General features: G+C 72.2%; 13 protein-coding genes. 4 read left to right on the top strand and 9 right to left on the bottom strand.

What is annotated here, in order from left to right:
* Positions 1–3 precede the first annotated feature (3 nt).
* Positions 4–612, top strand: coding sequence for a GTP-binding protein (locus tag ACIDOF_RS35925; RefSeq protein ID WP_409010450.1), 609 nt, complete (start codon positions 4–6; stop codon positions 610–612).
* A 109-nt stretch (positions 613–721) separates the two neighbouring features.
* Here the strand turns inward: ACIDOF_RS35925 and glpK are convergent, their stop codons facing one another.
* The 6 genes from glpK to ACIDOF_RS35895 all read right to left on the bottom strand — a co-directional run bounded on the left by glpK (position 722) and on the right by ACIDOF_RS35895 (position 8017).
* A complete protein-coding gene (gene glpK / locus ACIDOF_RS35920) occupies positions 722–2230 on the bottom strand; it encodes a glycerol kinase GlpK (protein WP_409010449.1) in 1509 nt (502 codons plus the stop codon).
* Between the two features lie 100 nt (positions 2231–2330).
* Positions 2331–3059 carry an MIP/aquaporin family protein gene (locus tag ACIDOF_RS35915; protein WP_409010448.1) on the bottom strand — a complete coding sequence of 243 codons (729 nt, stop codon included), beginning with the start codon at positions 3057–3059 and terminating at the stop codon, positions 2331–2333.
* Positions 3060–3438: 379 nt separating this feature from the next.
* Entirely contained in the window at positions 3439–5310 is a 1872-nt protein-coding gene (locus tag ACIDOF_RS35910) for an EAL domain-containing protein (RefSeq protein ID WP_409010447.1), read from the bottom strand.
* Positions 5311–5431: 121 nt separating this feature from the next.
* On the bottom strand, positions 5432–6628 hold the full coding sequence (locus tag ACIDOF_RS35905) for a lipid-transfer protein (RefSeq protein WP_409010446.1): 1197 nt from the start codon (positions 6626–6628) through the stop codon (positions 5432–5434).
* Positions 6625–7044 carry a Zn-ribbon domain-containing OB-fold protein gene (locus ACIDOF_RS35900; protein WP_409010445.1) on the bottom strand — a complete coding sequence of 140 codons (420 nt, stop codon included), beginning with the start codon at positions 7042–7044 and terminating at the stop codon, positions 6625–6627. Before ACIDOF_RS35900 ends, ACIDOF_RS35905 begins: the two co-directional genes overlap by 4 nt.
* Before the next feature lie 172 nt (positions 7045–7216).
* On the bottom strand, positions 7217–8017 hold the full coding sequence (locus tag ACIDOF_RS35895; RefSeq protein WP_409010444.1) for a M15 family metallopeptidase: 801 nt from the start codon (positions 8015–8017) through the stop codon (positions 7217–7219).
* 109 nt (positions 8018–8126) lie between these two features.
* On the opposite strand from ACIDOF_RS35895, the gene ACIDOF_RS35890 reads away from it, so the two are divergent.
* Positions 8127–8717: an NUDIX domain-containing protein gene (locus ACIDOF_RS35890; protein WP_409010443.1), complete on the top strand. Its 591-nt coding sequence runs from the start codon at positions 8127–8129 to the stop codon at positions 8715–8717.
* 30 nt (positions 8718–8747) lie between these two features.
* On the opposite strand, the gene ACIDOF_RS35885 is transcribed toward ACIDOF_RS35890, so the two are convergent.
* The gene (locus ACIDOF_RS35885; RefSeq protein ID WP_409010442.1) at positions 8748–11123 is read right to left on the bottom strand and encodes a glycoside hydrolase family 31 protein; all 2376 of its coding nucleotides are present in this window, start codon (positions 11121–11123) and stop codon (positions 8748–8750) included.
* Positions 11124–11338: 215 nt separating this feature from the next.
* Between ACIDOF_RS35885 and ACIDOF_RS35880 the strand changes: the two genes are divergently transcribed.
* Positions 11339–13312 (top strand): acetoacetate--CoA ligase, encoded by a 1974-nt coding sequence (locus tag ACIDOF_RS35880; protein WP_409010441.1) that lies wholly within the window; start codon positions 11339–11341, stop codon positions 13310–13312.
* 79 nt (positions 13313–13391) lie between these two features.
* On the top strand, positions 13392–14279 hold the full coding sequence (locus ACIDOF_RS35875) for a hypothetical protein (protein WP_409010440.1): 888 nt from the start codon (positions 13392–13394) through the stop codon (positions 14277–14279).
* 84 nt (positions 14280–14363) lie between these two features.
* Here the strand turns inward: ACIDOF_RS35875 and ptsP are convergent, their stop codons facing one another.
* A complete protein-coding gene (gene ptsP, locus ACIDOF_RS35870) occupies positions 14364–16034 on the bottom strand; it encodes a phosphoenolpyruvate--protein phosphotransferase (RefSeq protein WP_409010439.1) in 1671 nt (556 codons plus the stop codon).
* 78 nt (positions 16035–16112) lie between these two features.
* Complete coding sequence (locus ACIDOF_RS35865; RefSeq protein ID WP_409010438.1) at positions 16113–16562, bottom strand: PTS glucose transporter subunit IIA; 450 nt, start codon at positions 16560–16562, stop codon at positions 16113–16115.
* Between the last annotated feature and the right edge of the window lie 464 nt (positions 16563–17026).

Below are 17026 nucleotides of genomic sequence, written 5' to 3'. Positions count from 1 at the left end.
CCAATGGCGATCCTCGGGCGCTCGCAGCGGCGCAGGGCCGGCGTGGAACCGGTGACCCTGAAGATCCTCGTGGCCGGCGGCTTCGGCGTGGGCAAGACGACCCTCGTCGGCACGGTCAGCGAGATCAAGCCGCTGCGCACCGAGGAGACGCTCACCGAGGCCGGCCGCCCCGTGGACGACACGGCGGGCGTGGAGACCAAGAGCACCACGACCGTCGCCATGGACTTCGGCCGCATCACGCTCCGCGACGACCTCGTCCTGTACCTCTTCGGCACTCCCGGGCAGGATCGTTTCTGGTTCCTCTGGGACGAGCTGGCACAGGGCTCGCTCGGCGCCGTGGTGCTCGCCGACACCCGCCGCCTGGAGGACTGCTTCGCCGCCGTCGACTACTTCGAGCGGCGCGGCATCCCCTTCGCCGTCGGCGTCAACTGCTTCGAGGGCGCGGCCCGTTACCCCGCCGACATGGTCCGCCAGGCCCTCGACATCGACGAGCACGTCCCGGTCGTGCTGTGCGACGCCCGCGACCGCGAGTCCGTCAAGGAGGTCCTGGTCACCGTCGTACGGCACGCCGCGGCCCGCGCCAACGCCGCCCGCGAGCACGCCACCGGCTGACGCCCGGGCGCAGGCACCCGCCAGGACCCGTACGCACCACGGCCCGTACCCCCGCCGACCGGGGTACGAGCCGCGGTTCTCACCAGGGAGACGCCCGAGAGCTACCGGGCTACTCCCCGTCCTCCAGCCAGCCGAAGCTGCGCTCCACCGCGCGGCGCCAGTTGCGGTACTCGCGGTCGCGCACCTCGTCGGACATCCGCGGCTGCCACTCGGCGTCCTTCTGCCAGTGCGCCTTCAGCTCGTCCAGGTCGTTCCACACGCCCGTGGCGAGACCCGCCGCGTACGCCGCGCCCAGGCAGGTCGTCTCGGACACCTTCGGCCGGACCACCGGCACGTCGAGCACGTCTGCCTGATGCTGCATCAGCAGGTTGTTCTTCGTCATGCCGCCGTCGACCTTGAGCGTCGTGATCCGCACGCCCGAGTCCTGGTACATGGCGTCGACCACCTCACGCGTCTGCCAGCTCGTCGCCTCGAGCACCGCGCGGGCCAGGTGCGCCTTGGTCACGTACCGGGTCAGTCCGGTGACGACACCGCGCGCGTCCGAGCGCCAGTACGGGGCGAACAGGCCGGAGAACGCGGGCACGATGTACGCCCCGCCGTTGTCGTCGACGCTCGCGGCGAGCGGCTCGATCTCGTCGGCGCTGGAGATCAGGCCGAGCTGGTCGCGCAGCCACTGCACGAGCGCCCCGGTGATCGCGATGGACCCCTCCAGGCAGTAGACCGGGGCCTCCCCGCCGATCTGGTAGCCCATCGTCGTGAGCAGCCCGCTCTTCGACGGGACCGGCCTGTTCCCGGTGTTGAGCAGCAGGAAACTGCCCGTGCCGTACGTGTTCTTGGCGGTGCCCGTGTCGTAGCAGGCCTGCCCGAAGATCGCCGCCTGCTGGTCGCCGAGCGCGGACGCCACGGGCACCCCGGCGAGCTGTCCGACGGCCGTCCCGTACACCTCGGCCGACGACCGGATCTCCGGCAGCATCGCCTCGGGCACGTTCATCGCCGACAGGATCTGGCCGTCCCACTGGAGGGTCTCCAGATTCATCAGCATGGTCCGGCCGGCGTTGGTGACGTCGGTGACGTGCACGCCGCCGTCGGTGCCGCCGGTGAGGTTCCAGATCAGCCAGGAGTCGATCGTGCCGAACGCGATCTCGCCGCGTTCGGCACGTGCCCGCAGGCCCGGCACGTTGTCGAGCAGCCAGGCCGCCTTGGGCCCGGAGAAGTAGCTGGCGAGCGGCAGCCCAGTGGCGTCCCGGAACCGGTCCTGCCCGACATCGCCGCCGAGTTCGGTGCACAGCGCGGACGTACGGGTGTCCTGCCAGACGATCGCGTTGTGCACGGGCCTGCCGGTCGCGCGGTCCCACAGGACGGTCGTCTCGCGCTGGTTGGTGATGCCGAGCGCGCTCAGCTGTTCGGCCCGCAGGCCCGCCTTGGCGAGGGCGCCCGCGACGACGGCCTGCACCTTCGACCAGATCTCCGTCGCGTCGTGCTCCACCCAGCCGGGCTTGGGGAAGATCTGGCGGTGCTCACGCTGGTCGACGGCGACGATCGCACCGTCCTGGTTGAAGATGATGCAGCGGCTCGACGTGGTGCCCTGGTCGATCGCGGCGACGAACTTGTCCGTCATGAAGTCCCCTTGTCCCGGAGTACGGCTCGTTGTCCCGGAGTACCGCTCGTCGTCCCGGAACACGGCTCGGAGTGCGGCTCTGCGTACGACTGAGTACGACTCAGAAGGCGACGTTGAAGATGAGCCCGGAGAGCGCCCCGCCGATCAGCGGACCCGCGACGGGGATCCAGGAGTAACTCCAGTCGGAGCCGCCCTTGTTGGGGATCGGCAGTAGGGCGTGCGCGATGCGCGGGCCGAGGTCGCGGGCCGGGTTGATGGCGTATCCGGTGGGCCCGCCGAGCGAGAGGCCGATGCCGACGACCAGGAACGCGACGACGAGCGTGGCCGTGCCGGACTCGCCGAGGCCCTTGGTGAGGCCGAAGGCGAGGATCGGCAGGACGAGGCCGACGGTCGCGATGATCTCGGTGACGAGGTTGGCCCCGGTGTTGCGGATCTCCGGCGCGGTCGAGAAGATCCCGAGCGTCGGCAGGGCCTTCTCCTTGTCGGCGTTGGCCTGGAACTGCGCGTAGTACACGGCCCAGCAGAGCACCGCGCCGACGATCGCGCCGATCATCTGGCCGAGGATGTACAGCGGGACCTGGTCCCACTTGCCGGTGTCGACGGCGATGCCGAGCGTGACCGCCGGGTTGAGGTGCCCGCCGGACAGCGGCGCCGCCGTGTACGCCCCGGCCAGGACGCCGAAGCCCCAGCCGAACGCGATGACGACCCAGCCGGCCGACTTGGCCTTCGAGTGGTTGAGCGTGACGGCGGCGCAGACGCCGGCGCCGAACAAGATCAGGATCGCGGTGCCGATGATCTCACCGACGAGGACGTCCCCATTCGTGTACATGGCGGCTCCTTGGCCCATGCCCGGGGCCTTGCGCCCCGGTCCTCCGTGCAGGGTGCGTGCGTGGCTACGTCGGCCGAAGGCAGGAGAGCCCAAGGGTTCCCCGGCCCCGCCCGGCGTCCGTGACGAGCGTGCCGTCGCAGCCGAATCGCCCCTGGGAGTTGGCCTGTTGCCCCCTTGACGCCGAGCGGCGCCATGCCGGAAGTGCGGCGATGCCGACTGACACCCGGAAGTGTTCACCTGCGCTGTGACACCGTCAAGGTCACGGACGACAACGGTTCGAGCGGGCGTGCGCGGGCGTACTCGCGTCCGGCTTCTCGTGCCCGTGTTCGTGCTTGTGCTTGTGCCGTACCCGTACCCGTACTGGGGGTCGGGTTTCCCCTCAGGCCGTCGCCCGTCCTCCCGGCGCTCCCGCGCCGCCGCTGTGCCCGGCGCAGGGCGCCGCGACCTCGTGGCCGTACGAGGAGTCCTCGGGGCTTGCCCCGCGCGGTGCCGGGAAGTGCGCCGGAGCGGGAGGTTCCGGGCGCGTGCCGGGAGGTTCCGTGCGGGTGGCCGGAGCGGCGGGTTCCCAGCGGGCGGCGGGGGCGCCGCGGCGGACCCGATGGCCCTCCGTTCCGGCGCGCCCGACGACCCAGCTCGCCCCGCGCAGTGCCTTCGCGGCCTGCTTGAGCGGGGCGAGCCAGGCCGCGGCCTGACGGTGGTCGGCGACCGTGCCGGGCGGGCAGTCCACGGTCGCGACGGACAGCGTGACCTCGCGGCCGCCGGCCGACCAGGGCACGTCGAGTACGGCCGCGGCGACCGGTTCGAGTGCCTCGGGGGCGGCGAGGAGCACGAAGTCGTCGCCCCCGATGTGCCCGACCCGCACCTGCTCGGGCCCGCCGGTGCGCGCCGGGTCCGCGGCGACCGCCTTGAGCGCCGCGCCGACCTCCCGGATCAGGGTGTCCCCGGCGGCGAATCCGGCGCCGTCGTTGACCTTCTTGAAGTCGTCCACGTCGACCCAGCTCAGCGCGAACCGCCGCCCCTGCGCGATCCACCGGTCGACCTCGGCGGTCACGGCGTCCGAACCGGGCAGTCTGGTCAGCGGGTTGAGCCCCGCCGCCTCCTCGACCCGGTTCTCCGCGAGCGTCCGCACGAGGTCGGCCAGGCGCACGACCCCCACGGCCCGCCCCTCGCCGTCGACCACGGCCACGTCGTCGCCGGTACGGCTGCGCTCCCCGTCGGCCAGCAGGTCGAGGACCTCCCAGGCGGTCGCGTCGACGCCGACGGTCAGCGGCTCGTCGGCCAGGCGCGCCGCGGGCCGGTCCGCGTACAGGGCGTGCCCGTACCGCCCGGAGAGGGAGAGCAGGAAGCGGTCCCGGTCGACGGCGCGGACCGGCACCCCGCGCGTGTTCACCAGGAGGACGCCGGACACGTCGGGAGTGCCGGTGAGCAGCCCGCGCACCTGCCCGGCCGACGCGCTCGCCGGCAACAGGGCCGCGGGCCGCACGAACTGCCGTACCGAAGGCCCGACTTGAGGCGTCTCCGGAGCGGGCGGAGCCTTCACCTCCGGTACGTACACGTCGACGGCGGGCCGTCTGGCGGGCGGGGCGAACAGCTGGCCCTGGCCGAGCTGGGCCCCGGCCGCGAGGGCCGCAGCGCACTGCCGCTCCGTCTCGACGCCCTCGACGGCGAGCAGCGCGCCCAGCTCGTCGCACAGCGCCCGCATCGCGCGCACGGCGCCCGTGCGGGCCAGCAACGAGGCGTCCAGCTTGACGAGTTCGGGCGCGAGGTCGATGAGCAGCCGCAGCGGGGCGTCCCCGTCGCCGACGCCGTCCGCGCAGATCCGGAATCCGTCGCCGCGCAGCGCGGCCACACCGTCGAGGAGCGCGGGGTGGGGTACGTGTGTGAACGGCGGGCCGAGGTCGACGGTGACCTCCCAGGGCAGCCGGCCCGCCTCCTGGACGGCGTCCCGCAGCGCCGCGAGCCCGCCGAGGTCGGCGACGGTGCCCGCGAACACGTTGACGTGCAGGGGGAGCAGCGACTCCTGGCGGGCGGCGGCACGCACGGCGAACGCGGCGAGCCGACCGTCGAGTTCGGGGTCGCGCCGGGCCTCGGCCAGGATGTCCCCGGACTCCGGGCGGGCCAGTATCTCCTGTGCGGCGATGGCTCCTGTCGCCAGATTGACGACGGGCTGGAAGGCGAAGCGGAGGGAGTCCGACCAGACAGGCACGGCAGAATGATGCCGCGCCCGAGCGCCTCCCGGAGCCCAGTTCATGAGCTGTTCACGCAGCTTTTCCGCTTCGTCACTCTCTGTACGAACGGCCCGCGCGGTAAGGCGAGTTCACCGCCCTGACCTGCGCCGACTCCGGCGCGCGACCCGGGCCGCCCGGCCTCGCTCAGCGCACTGCGATCACCGAGGAGCCGTGCCCGAACAGCCCCTGGTTCGCGGTCACGCCGACCCGGGCCCCCACCACCTGCCGCGCTCCCGCCGTGCCGCGCAACTGCCGGACCAGCTCGCAGACCTGAGCGATGGCCTGCGCCGGCACGGCCTCCCCGAAGGACGCAAGCCCTCCGCTGGGATTGACCGGAATACGTCCACCGAGCGTGGTCGCGCCGTCCCGCAGCAGCTTCGCCGCCTCGCCCTCGCCGCACAGCCCGAGGTCCTCGTACCACTGCAGCTCAAGCGCGGTCGACAGGTCGTACACCTCCGCGAGCGAGAGCTCCTCCGGGCCGATGCCCGCCTCCTCGTACGCGGCGTGCGCGATCGCCGAGCGGAACGGGCGCTCGGGCGGGGCGACGGCGGCGGCCGAGTCGGTCGCGATGTCCGGCAGGTCGAGGACGGTCTGCGGGTACTCCGGCGTCACCGTCGACACGGCCCGGATGCGCACCGGGTCGGGCCTGCCGTGCCTGCGCGCGAAGTCGAGGCTGGACAGGACGAGCGCCGCAGCGCCGTCGGAGGTCGCGCAGATGTCGAGCAGCCGCAGCGGATCGGCGACGACCGCGGAATCCGCAACCTCCTTTGTAGTGACGGTTTTGCGGTAGCGGGCGTGGGGGTTGAGCGCGCCCATCGCCGCGTTCTTCACCTTGACCTGCGCGAAGTCGTCGAGCGTGTCCCCGTGCAGCGCCATCCGGCGGCGCGCGTACAGCCCGAAGTAGGCCGGGTTGGTGGCGCCGAGCACCCGGAACCGCAGCCAGTCGGGGTCGTCGGGCCGGTCGCCGCCCGCCGGGCGGAAGAACCCCTTCGGCGCGGCGTCCGCCCCCACCACGAGGACCACGTCCGCGAACCCGGCGAGGATCTGCGTCCGCGCCGTCTGCACGGCCTGCGCGCCCGAGGCGCAGGCCGCGTACACGCTGGTCACGCGCGCGCCCTGCCAGCCCAGCGCCTTCGCGAACGTCGCGCCGGCCACGTAGCCGGGATAGCCGCCCCGCACCGTGTCCGCGCCGACGACCGAGCCCACGTCCCGCCAGTCGACCCCGGCGTCCGCGAGCGCGTCCCGCGCGGCCTTCACGCCGTACTCGACGAAGCTGCGGCCCCACTTGCCCCACGGGTGCATCGCGGCGCCGAGCACCGCCACGTCGCGCGTCGCGCTCATCGGCCGCTCACCGGCTTCCAGTGCCAGGTCGTCCAGACGGTGTCGGCGTCCTCGTTCAGGACGCCCGGAACCGCCTCCACCTCCATGCCGACCGCCAGCCCGTCCGGAGTCACCCCCGGCACGGCCTGCCCGAGCACCACCATCCGCTCCGCCTCCAGCTCCACCGCGACGAGCGTGTACGGCTCCCAGTCCCGCTCCGGATCGGACACGTACGGGGCGGGAGGCCGATAGCGCCCGTCGGTGTACGACCAGACGCGGCCGCGCTTCGACAGCGGCACCTCGGCCAGCTCGCCGCCCGCGCAGCCCGGGTTGCGGCAGTGCGTGTCCTCGCGCGGGAAGAACACCGACCCGCAGGCCGCGCAGCGGGTGCCGAGCAGCCGGAACGCCTCGCCCTCCCCGCTGAACCAGTCGGCCACGACGGGTGTCCGTTCACTCGGCTGACGCGTCAAGGTCCCTCCCCGGCGATAGATCTGACGGGTTGTCAGAACAGCGCAGTGTCCGCAGTGTGGCACGCCCGGCCCGCACCGAACAGGGTGCGGTCCGGGCGAACCGGGCGCCATGGGAGGCGGATTTCGGGTGGCTCGGGCGTCAGTGGCTCAACGACCGCCGCGACACCGGGAAGTCGAAGTACGTCTCCGGGAACACCTCAGGCTTGTACGTGAAGTGCCACCATTCCTCCGGAAGGTTGACGAAACCCTGCTCCGCGAGCGTCCCCCGCAACAGGTCCCGGTTGGCGCGCTGCTCGCCCGTGATCCTCGGGTCGTCGGTGTGCGACAGCGTGTCGAAGCAGTCGAAACCCGTGCCCATGTCCACGGAGTTGTCCGGGAACCGCTCGTCCTGCGGCGCGTAGCAGGGCACCAACGGCTCACCCGGCACGTACGGGCGCGTGGGCGCGGCGGGCAGCTTCACGACGGTCAGGTCGACGGTCGAGCCGCGGCTGTGCCCCGACTTCTCCGCGATGTAACCGTCCGCGAACAGCCGGGACTTGTCGACCTGCGGATAGAACTCGGCCTTCATCCGCTCGTCGTCCAGGTCCTTCGCCCAGCGCACGAAGTGGTCCACCGCGCGCTGCGGCCGATAACAGTCGTACACCTTCAGGGAGTAGCCCTGCCGCAGCAGCTTGCTCTGCGCCTCGTGCAGGGCCTCGGCGGCCGGCTCGGTGAGGATGCACATCGGCTGCCGGTAGCCGTCGATCGGGTCGCCCACGAAGTTGTGGTCCGTGGTGTATCTGATCTCCTGCAGGATCGTCGGATCCACGTCCCGCAACGCCACGAACGCGTCCGGAGCGGTCGGTTCGGGCCTCGCCTGGGCCGGGGACGGCGTGACGGCGAGCGCCAGCGTCGTGGCGGCGGCGACGGCGAGGGCACGGAGGAAGGAAGTCGGCTTCATGGCCCTCGTCTACCAGGTGCGGGAGCCGTCCGAAAGATCGGCGCCGCTCCGGGCCCGCCTCGACCCGGACGTACGGTGCCGGGCCCGGCCGTTCGGATACCCTCCGCGCGTGTCCGACCCACAGCCCCAACACCCCGCCGCCCGCCCCGAGAAGGGCTCGCACTGCGCTACATGCGGCGCCCCGTACGCCCCCGGAGCCCCCTGGCCGCGCCGCTGCGCCTCCTGCGGCGACTCGGCTTACCGCAACCCCCTGCCCGTCGCGGTCGCGCTCCTGCCGGTCCGTACGCCCGCGGCCGACCGCGGCCCCGGGAGCCCCGCCTGCGGCCTCGTCGTCGTCACCCGCGCCATCGAACCCGCACGCGGCACGCTCGCCCTGCCCGGCGGATTCATCGACCACCGCGAGGACTGGCGGCACGCCGTCGTCCGCGAACTCGCCGAGGAGACCGGCATCCGCGCCGACGCCGCCGACGTCGCCCTCGCCGACGCCCTCAGCTCCCCCGAAGGCCACCTGCTCCTCTTCGGACTCCTCCCGGCACGCCCGGTCGACGCCCTGCCCGAGCCCACGGCCACGGACGAGACGCACGGCTGGGAGATCCTGACGGGGGCACGCGAACTCGGCTTCCCCCTGCACACGACCGCGGCCCGCCGATGGTTCGCGGGCGAGTACACGCGCGTGCGGGAACACGGGGCCGGGACGTGAACGGGGCGCCGCCATCCCGGAACGCGCGCCTCAGTCCGCCGCGTCAAGCCCCCGCACCCGCACCCCCTCCGTGACCTCCCGCAACTCGCCGTCCCCGCAGTCCCGTTCGACCACCACCCGGCCCCCACCCGCACACCGCGACACATACCGCTCGACCTCCGGCGCCTCCCAGCCCTCGCCCGTGTCCCGCACCACGAGACCCGAACCCGTACGGCCCCGCGCGGGCGCCCACACCTCCAGCTCCAGCCGACCGTCCGCCCCCGTCACGGGCAGCACCGAACCCGCGCGCGCGAGCACCGGAATCCGCGACAGCGGCGCATCGACCAGCACCTGCCCGGGCCCCTCGTACGCCCGGCCCGTGGCCGTGTCGTACCAGCGCCCGCGCGGCAGCCGCACCGCACGCCGCGTCACGCCCGGCTCCAGGACCGGCGCCACCAACAGCGCGTCCCCGACCAGAAACGCGTCCTCGCAGTCCCGCAGAGACCGCTCCTCCGGAGCCGCCCACCACAGCGGCCGCACATAGGGAGCGCCCGTCCGCTGCGCCAGCTGCGAAAGCGTCACCCAATAAGGGAGGAGCCGCCGCCGCTCATCCAGCACCACGCGCGCGTGGCGCAGGGTTTCCGCACCGAACTCCCACGGCTCCCTGCGCCCCGCGCGCATCGCCGCGTGCGTACGGAACAACGGCAGGAACGCGCCCAGTTGAAGCCACCGCAGATACAGCTCCGGCGACGGGCTCCCGTCGAACCCGCCCACATCCGGCCCCGAGTACGGCACCCCGCACAGCCCCAGGCCCAGCACCAACGACAGCGAGGCCCGCAACCCCGGCCAGCCCGTCGCCACGTCCCCCGACCACGTACCGCCGTAACGCTGCAGACCCACCCAGCCGGACCGGGAGAACAGGAACGGCCGCTCGTCCGGGCGCAGCCGCCGCAGCCCCTCGTACGCCGCCTGCGCCATGCACAGGCCGTACACGTTGTGCGCCTCCCGGTGGTCCCCGCCACGGCCTTCCAGGGCGTGCCGGGCCGACCTCGGCAGCGTCGGATCGCCGAACGCCCCGAACGACACCGGCTCGTTCATGTCGTGCCAGAACCCGGCGAAGCCCTGCCCCAGCCGCTCCTCGTACAGCCCGCCCCACCAGCGCCGCACCCGCGGCGACGTGAAGTCCGGGTACACCGACTCACCCGGCCACACCAGACCCTCCACGACCCGCCCCCGCGCATCCCGCACGAACGCGTCGGCAGCCCGGCCGGACGCGTACGTCTCGTCGTCCGGGTCCGCCTTCACCGCCGGGTCCACGATCGACACCAGCCGCACCCCGTCCTCGGCCAGATCCTTCGCCAGCACCGGCAGATCCGGAAAACGCTCACTGTCGACCGTGAACACCCGGTGCTCGTCGTAGTGATCGATGTCCAAGTGCAGCGCACTCAGCGGAAGTTCATGTTCCCGATAGCCCGAGACGACCCGCCGCACCTCCCGCTCACTGCCGAACCCCCACCGCGCGTGCTGATACCCGAGCGCCCAAGCGGGCGGCACCGCAGGGGATCCGGTCAGCGAGGCGAAAACCTGCAGCACGCGCGCGGGGGCGCCGACCACCACCCAGCACCGCAGCGGCCCCCCGTCCATCCGCAACTCGCTGCACCCCGGCCGGTCGTGCCCGGAACCCGCGCCCTCCTCGCCCTCCCGCAGCCGCACCGTGCCGTCCCAGGTGTTGTCGTGGAACGCCAGATGCGTGCCGACGTCCGCGACCACCATCTGCACCGGCATCGTCAACGACAACGGATCGTCCTGCGGCCCGAACGACCCCGCCGGATCGGTGTTCCACAGCCGGTACGACCCGTCCCGCAGCCGCGGCCCGCCCGCCCGGCCGCCGAGCCCGAAGAACCGCGCGTCCGGCGCCACTTCGGACCGCTGCAGCCACCGCGCGGGGCCCCCGGCCACCGGCTCCCACCACCGCGGCGGCAGATCCCGCCGCACCACCACACCGCCCGGCGTCCGCACCTCCACCGCGCCGTGCCGCGACACCACCACCGTCACCCGCTCCGAGACGACCCGCCAGCCGCCCTCCTTGTCCGGCTCCAGGACCGCCCGCGGATCCGCCTCGGGCCCCGCACCGACCACCGCGTACGACGGCTCCTGCCCGGCCCCGTCCCAGCCCCAGAACACCGCACCGCCGGCCGTCACCCGCACCCGCAGCTCCGCCCGCGCGAACCGGATCACCCCGCCCCCGGGCCCCGGCTCCACGCCCGTCACCGCCCCCGGCACCCGCGCCCGTTCCGCACCCCTGCGCGGCAGCCCCACCGCGTCCGTCCGGCTCCGCCGCCACGCCGACCGCACCGCGCGCCACCCGCGCGCCGTACCCACCACAGAAACCGCCTTCACCGACCGCACCAGGTCCTGACCGTTCATGCAGCTCAGCCTGCCAGCACGCGCGCGTGCGGCGTAGCGCGTTCATCCGCCGTTCACCCGTGGCCGGACCACACCTTCACGCCACGGACTGTGGGGGAGCAGCCCTGGTGCCGGAGACGATCACATGGCATCGTCCGTACAGCCGCGTCACGCGCACCACCCCTGTACGTGCGCGTGCCGGACGCACACACCGCGTACAGCTTGGGAGCCGCCCCATGTCCACCGCCGCACCGCAGCCGCAGCCGCTCTGGCAGCCCGGCCCCGACCGCGTCGAAGCAGCCGCGATCACCCGCTTCCAGAGCTGGGCCGCCGAACGCCACGGCGCCCCCGCGGAAGGCGGCTACGAGGCCCTGCACCGCTGGTCGGTGGAACATCTGGAGACCTTCTGGGAAGCCGTCGTCGACTGGTTCGACATCCGCTTCGCCACTCCCTACGCGCGCGTGCTCGGCGACCGCACCATGCCCGGCGCCCAGTGGTTCCCCGGCGCCACCCTCAACTACGCCGAACACGCCCTGCGCGCCGCCGCCGACCGCCCCGACGCCCCCGCGCTCCTCGCCGTCGACGAGACCCACGAGACCCGCACCGTCACCTGGGCCGAACTCCGCCGCCAGGTCGGCTCCCTCGCCGCCGAACTCCGCGCACTCGGCGTCCGCCCCGGCGACCGCGTCTCCGGCTACCTGCCGAACATCCCCGAGGCCGCCGTCGCCCTCCTTGCCACCGCCGCCGTCGGCGCCGTCTGGACCTCCTGCGCCCCCGACTTCGGCGCCCGCAGCGTCCTCGACCGCTTCCAACAGGTCGAGCCCGTCGTCCTGTTCACCGTCGACGGCTACCGCTACGGCGGCAAGGAGCACGACCGCCGCGACACCGTCGCCGAACTCCGCGCCGAACTCCCCACCCTGCGCGCCGTCGTGCACATCCCCCTGCTCGGCACCGACGCCCCCGAGGGCGCCCTCACCTGGTCGGCACTCACCGAAGGTGACACGGATCCCGTCTTCGAACAGGTCCCCTTCGACCACCCCCTGTGGGTCCTGTACTCCTCCGGTACCACCGGCCTCCCCAAGGCCATCGTCCAGTCCCAGGGCGGCATCCTCGTCGAGCACTTCAAACAGCTCGGCCTGCACTGCGACCTCGGCCCCGACGACCGCTTCTTCTGGTACACGTCCACCGGCTGGATGATGTGGAACTTCCTTGTCTCCGGCCTCCTCACCGGCACCACCGTCGTCCTCTACGACGGCAGCCCCGGCTACCCCGAGACCGGCGCCCAGTGGTCCGTCGCCGAACGCACCGGCGCCACCCTCTTCGGCACCTCCGCCGCGTACGTCATGGCCTGCCGCAAGGCCGACGTCCACCCCGCCCGCGACCACGACCTCTCCCAGGTCAAGTGCGTCGCCACCACCGGCTCCCCGCTCCCGCCCGACGGCTTCCGCTGGCTCCACGACGAGGTCGGCGAGGACGTCTGGATCGCCTCCGTCAGCGGCGGCACCGACGTCTGCTCCTGCTTCGCCGGCGCCGTCCCCACCCTCCCCGTGCACATCGGCGAACTCCAGGCCCCCTGCCTCGGCACCGACCTCCAGGCCTGGGACCCGCAGGGCAAGCCCCTCACCGACGAGGTCGGCGAACTCGTCGTCACCAACCCCATGCCGTCCATGCCGATCCACTTCTGGAACGACCCCGACGGCAGCCGCTACCACGACAGCTACTTCGACACCTACCCCGGCGTCTGGCGCCACGGCGACTGGATCACCCTCACCTCCCGCGGCTCCGTCGTCATCCACGGCCGCTCCGACTCCACCCTCAACCGCCAAGGCGTACGCATGGGTTCGGCCGACATCTACGAAGTCGTCGAGCGCCTACCGGAGATCCGCGAATCCCTCGTCATCGGCGCCGAACAGCCCGACGGCGGCTACTGGATGCCCCTCTTCGTCCACCTCGCCCCCGGCGCCTCCCTCGACGACGCCCTCCGCGACAAGATCAAGCGGACCATCCGCGCCGAGCTCTCGCCGCGCCACGTCCCCGACGAGGTCATCGAGGTCCCCGGCATCCCGCACACCCTCACCGGCAAGCGCATCGAGGTTCCGGTCAAGCGCCTCCTCCAGGGCACACCCCTGGAAAAGGCGGTCAACCCCGGCTCGGTCGACAACCTCGACCTCCTCCGCTTCTACGCCGACCTGGCCCGCACCCGAGGCTGAACCACCCGACCCCGACGCCGTTGTCAGTCCCCCTCGTTACGGTGAGTGAGCATCGTTCGACACTGTCCACGGGGGACACATGACACACGCCGAGCACGACACCACCCAGCACACCCTGCGCCGCGAAGTCGCCGGAACCATCGGCCTGTTGGCCGACCCGGACGACTTCGCGGCCATGCGCCGGTACGACACGTTCACATTCCGCGACCACGACGGCTACCTCCGCGAGGTGGAGCGCCTGCTCCGCACCCTCGCCGCCGAGGGCCGCCACACCACCCTCGCCCTCTTCGACCCGGAGGAGTACGCACAGTTCTGCACGGAAACCGGCCTCGACCCGGACACCCCTGACGGCCGCTCCCGCTTCACCGCCGAACTCGCGGCCACAAGCCCCACGGTCACCTACGACGGCCGCCCCCTCGGCGACCTCGTCCCGGACCTCCTGGACGAGTCCCTGCGCCACTCCACCATCGAGTACGCGGAACGCCTCCTGGCCGACACCGGCCGCTGCGCCGACTGCGGCGAGGACATCGGCCTCGCCGCCTTCACCCGCGCGGCACTCCTGCTGAGCCGCATCCTCGACACGGCCACACCCGGCATGCAGCACATCGTCTGCAGCGTCACCCTCGACACCACACCGCTCCTCGGCTCCCTGCACGCCGAGCGCACCGCGGACGGCCTGCTGCACCTGGACGAGACCGAGGCCCTCGAAGTCACCACGGTCCTCGCCGTGGGCATCGCCAAGCAGAGCCCCGGCGGCCTCGTCCAACGCACCACGGCACCCGGCCGCCCCGACCGCGTCTGCGGCTGGCGCCTCCACGGCGAACACCTGAAACCTCTCACCGAGGCCCAGGTCTTCGACGCCTACTGCACGGACGCCCACACCGGCGACCCCGTCCCACCGGAACCGGGCCTCGACTACGCCCAGGCCCCTGACCTGGGTCCGTACAACGACCCGCACACTCACTGACCGACCCCGACAACGCGTAAGGGTGCCCCACCGAAGTGGGACACCCTTACGCACACAACGACCAGCCGGAATCCGGCAGTTCGTTCACTCCCCGGACAGCACCGCCTGCGCGGCCGCCCGCGCCTCGTCGGCGGAGTCCGCGGCCCGAGCGGCAGCCGCAGCCCGCTCGCACTGCGCCAGCGTGTACTTCGCGAGCGTCGCGCGCACGTACGGAATGGACGCGGCACCCATCGACAGGGAGGTGACACCCAGACCGGTCAGCACACAGGCGAGCACCGGGTCCGACGCGGCCTCACCGCACACACCGCAGCTCTTGCCCTCGGCCCTGGCCGCCTCGGCGGACAGCGACACCAGGTCGAGCAGCGCCGGCTGCCACGGGTCCTGCAGCCGCGACACCGCACCGACCTGCCGGTCGGCCGCAAAGGTGTACTGCGCAAGGTCGTTGGTCCCCAGCGAAAGGAACTCGACCTCCTGCAGAATCGACCGGGCCCGCAGCGCGGCCGACGGAATCTCCACCATCGCACCGAACTTGGCCTGCAGCCCCGCCGCCCGACAGGCGTCCGCGAACGCCTTCGCGTCCAGCCGGTCCGCCACCATCGGCGCCATGACCTCGAGGTACACCGGCAGCCCCTCGGCCGCCTTGGCCAGCGCGGTCAACTGCGTACGCAGCACCTCGGGGTGGTCGAGCAGCGTCCGCAGACCCCGCACGCCCAGCGCCGGGTTCGGCTCGTCAGCAGGCGTCAGGAAGTCCAGCGGCTTGTCGGCGCCCGCGTCCAGCACACGCACGACGACGCGGCCCTCGGGGAACGCCTCCAGCACCTGCCGGTACGCCTCGACCTGCTTCTCCTCGGACGGCGCCTTCTTGCTGTCGTCCAGGAACAGGAACTCGGTGCGGAACAGGCCCACACCCTCGGCCCCGGCCTCGACCGCCGCGGGCACGTCGGAAGGACCGCCCACGTTGGCGAGCAGCGGCACCTTGTGCCCGTCGGACGTGGCGCCCGGCCCGGTCGAAGCGGCCAGAGCGGCCTTCCGCTCCTCGGCCTGCTTCTCCAGCTCGGCCTTCTTCTCGGCGCTCGGGCTCACGAAGATCTCACCCGTGCTGCCGTCCACCGCGATCACCGTGCCCTCGGCCAGCTCACCGGCGCCGGGCAGCGCCACCACGGCAGGCACACCGAGCGCCCGCGCGAGGATCGCACTGTGACTGGTCGGCCCGCCTTCCTCGGTGACGAAGCCGAGCACGAGCGTCGGGTCGAGCAGAGCGGTGTCCGCCGGCGCCAGGTCCCGCGCGATCAGCACGTACGGCTCGTCGCTGTCCGGCACACCGGGCATCGGAACGCCGAGCAGCCGCGCCACGATCCGGTTCCGCACGTCGTCGAGGTCGGCGACGCGGCCCGCCATGTACTCGCCCGCGCCCGCGAGCAGCTCGCGGTAGTGCGAGAAGGCGTCGTAGACACCGCGCTCGGCGGTGCTGCCGACGGCGATCCGCCGGTCCACGTCCGCGATGAGCTCCGGGTCCTGCGCGATCATCGCCTGCGCCTCGAGCACGGCCTGCGCCTCACCGCCGGCCAGGTTGCCGCGCGCGATGAGGTCGGCGGCGACCGCTTCGACGGCCTGACGGGCGCGCCCCTGTTCGCGCTCCGCCTCCTCGGCCGGAATCTGCTTCGCCGGCGGCTCGAGCACCGCGGTCCCCATGTGCCGTACTTCGCCGATCGCCACACCGTGGCTCACGCCGACGCCTCGCAGCGTTGTCTCCATTTCACCCGTCTCCGATAGATGCGGCGGTGCACCCCGCCGCGATGGATGTCGTTCTCGGCGCCCGTTCCCGGGCTGACGTCACTGCCAGCTGAAGAGCTCGTCGCCGGCCTTCACGTCGCCGTCCTCCACGACATTGGAGAGGGATTCGGCCGTGGCCTCGAGCGCCACGATCGGGCACACCGGAGACTTGCCGGCGGCCTCTACGCCGGCCGGGTCCCAACGCACGATCGCCTGACCGCGCTGCACGGTGTCCCCCTTGTTCACGAGCAGCTCGAAGCCCTCGCCGTTGAGCTGCACGGTGTCGATGCCCAGGTGCGTCAGCACACCGTGGCCCTGCTCGTCGACGACGACGAACGCGTGCGGGTGCAGAGAGACGACGATGCCGGCGACGGGAGCGACGGCCTCCGAAGGCTCGCGCGCGGGATCAATGGCGGTACCGGGTCCCACCATCGCGCCGGAGAACACCGGGTCGGGCACTGCGCTCAGCCCGATTGCACGTCCAGCAAGAGGGGACGTCACGGTCGTCATGGGGAGCCTCCCAGGGGTGGAGAGTCATTAGCGCCGTCACTACCTGTCCACGACGGCGCACTGTTCAGAAGCGTAAGTCATATGAAGTCCCGGTTCCGCACAACTGGTCCCAGTTGGCAGGCGTACGACGTACCGCAATCGATTTGCGTCCACTACCAGTGACATGTACTGTCGGACTCCTGCCTGAGGCCGCACAGCGCGCCAAGCACTCAAAGCCTCGGCGGCATCCTCATCAAGTTCGATCCTATCCATGGATCCGGTTCTGCATGCTCGCAGAGACCGCGGTCAGGGAGACGGAAAAAGCCTGATAGAGTTTGGAAACACCGAAGGGAAGCGCCCGGAGGAAAGCCCCAGCGGGTGAGTACAAAGGAAGCGTCCGTTCCTTGAGAACTCAACAGCGTGCCAAAAGTCAACGCCAGATATGTTGATACCCCGTCTCTCAGAGACGAGGTTCCTTTGTAAAA

Source organism: Streptomyces sp. Da 82-17 (assembly GCF_046098215.1).
In the GTDB taxonomy this organism is placed as follows: Bacteria; Actinomycetota; Actinomycetes; order Streptomycetales; family Streptomycetaceae; genus Streptomyces.
Note: the sequence above shows the minus strand (reverse complement) of the source record. Positions and strands in the feature narration are given on the sequence as shown.

What these genes read in the sequence shown, in the direction of transcription:
- ACIDOF_RS35925 (WP_409010450.1), top strand. Translation starts at nt 4, where the DNA reads ATGGCGATCCTCGGGCGCTCGCAGCGGCGCAGGGCCGGCGTGGAACCG.
- ACIDOF_RS35905 (WP_409010446.1), bottom strand. Translation starts at nt 6,628, where the DNA reads ATGAGCGCGACGCGCGACGTGGCGGTGCTCGGCGCCGCGATGCACCCG.
- ACIDOF_RS35915 (WP_409010448.1), bottom strand. Translation starts at nt 3,059, where the DNA reads ATGTACACGAATGGGGACGTCCTCGTCGGTGAGATCATCGGCACCGCG.
- ACIDOF_RS35865 (WP_409010438.1), bottom strand. Translation starts at nt 16,562, where the DNA reads ATGACGACCGTGACGTCCCCTCTTGCTGGACGTGCAATCGGGCTGAGC.
- ACIDOF_RS35885 (WP_409010442.1), bottom strand. Translation starts at nt 11,123, where the DNA reads ATGAACGGTCAGGACCTGGTGCGGTCGGTGAAGGCGGTTTCTGTGGTG.
- ptsP (WP_409010439.1), bottom strand. Translation starts at nt 16,034, where the DNA reads ATGGAGACAACGCTGCGAGGCGTCGGCGTGAGCCACGGTGTGGCGATC.
- glpK (WP_409010449.1), bottom strand. Translation starts at nt 2,230, where the DNA reads ATGACGGACAAGTTCGTCGCCGCGATCGACCAGGGCACCACGTCGAGC.
- ACIDOF_RS35895 (WP_409010444.1), bottom strand. Translation starts at nt 8,017, where the DNA reads ATGAAGCCGACTTCCTTCCTCCGTGCCCTCGCCGTCGCCGCCGCCACG.
- ACIDOF_RS35875 (WP_409010440.1), top strand. Translation starts at nt 13,392, where the DNA reads ATGACACACGCCGAGCACGACACCACCCAGCACACCCTGCGCCGCGAA.
- ACIDOF_RS35910 (WP_409010447.1), bottom strand. Translation starts at nt 5,310, where the DNA reads ATGAACTGGGCTCCGGGAGGCGCTCGGGCGCGGCATCATTCTGCCGTG.
- ACIDOF_RS35880 (WP_409010441.1), top strand. Translation starts at nt 11,339, where the DNA reads ATGTCCACCGCCGCACCGCAGCCGCAGCCGCTCTGGCAGCCCGGCCCC.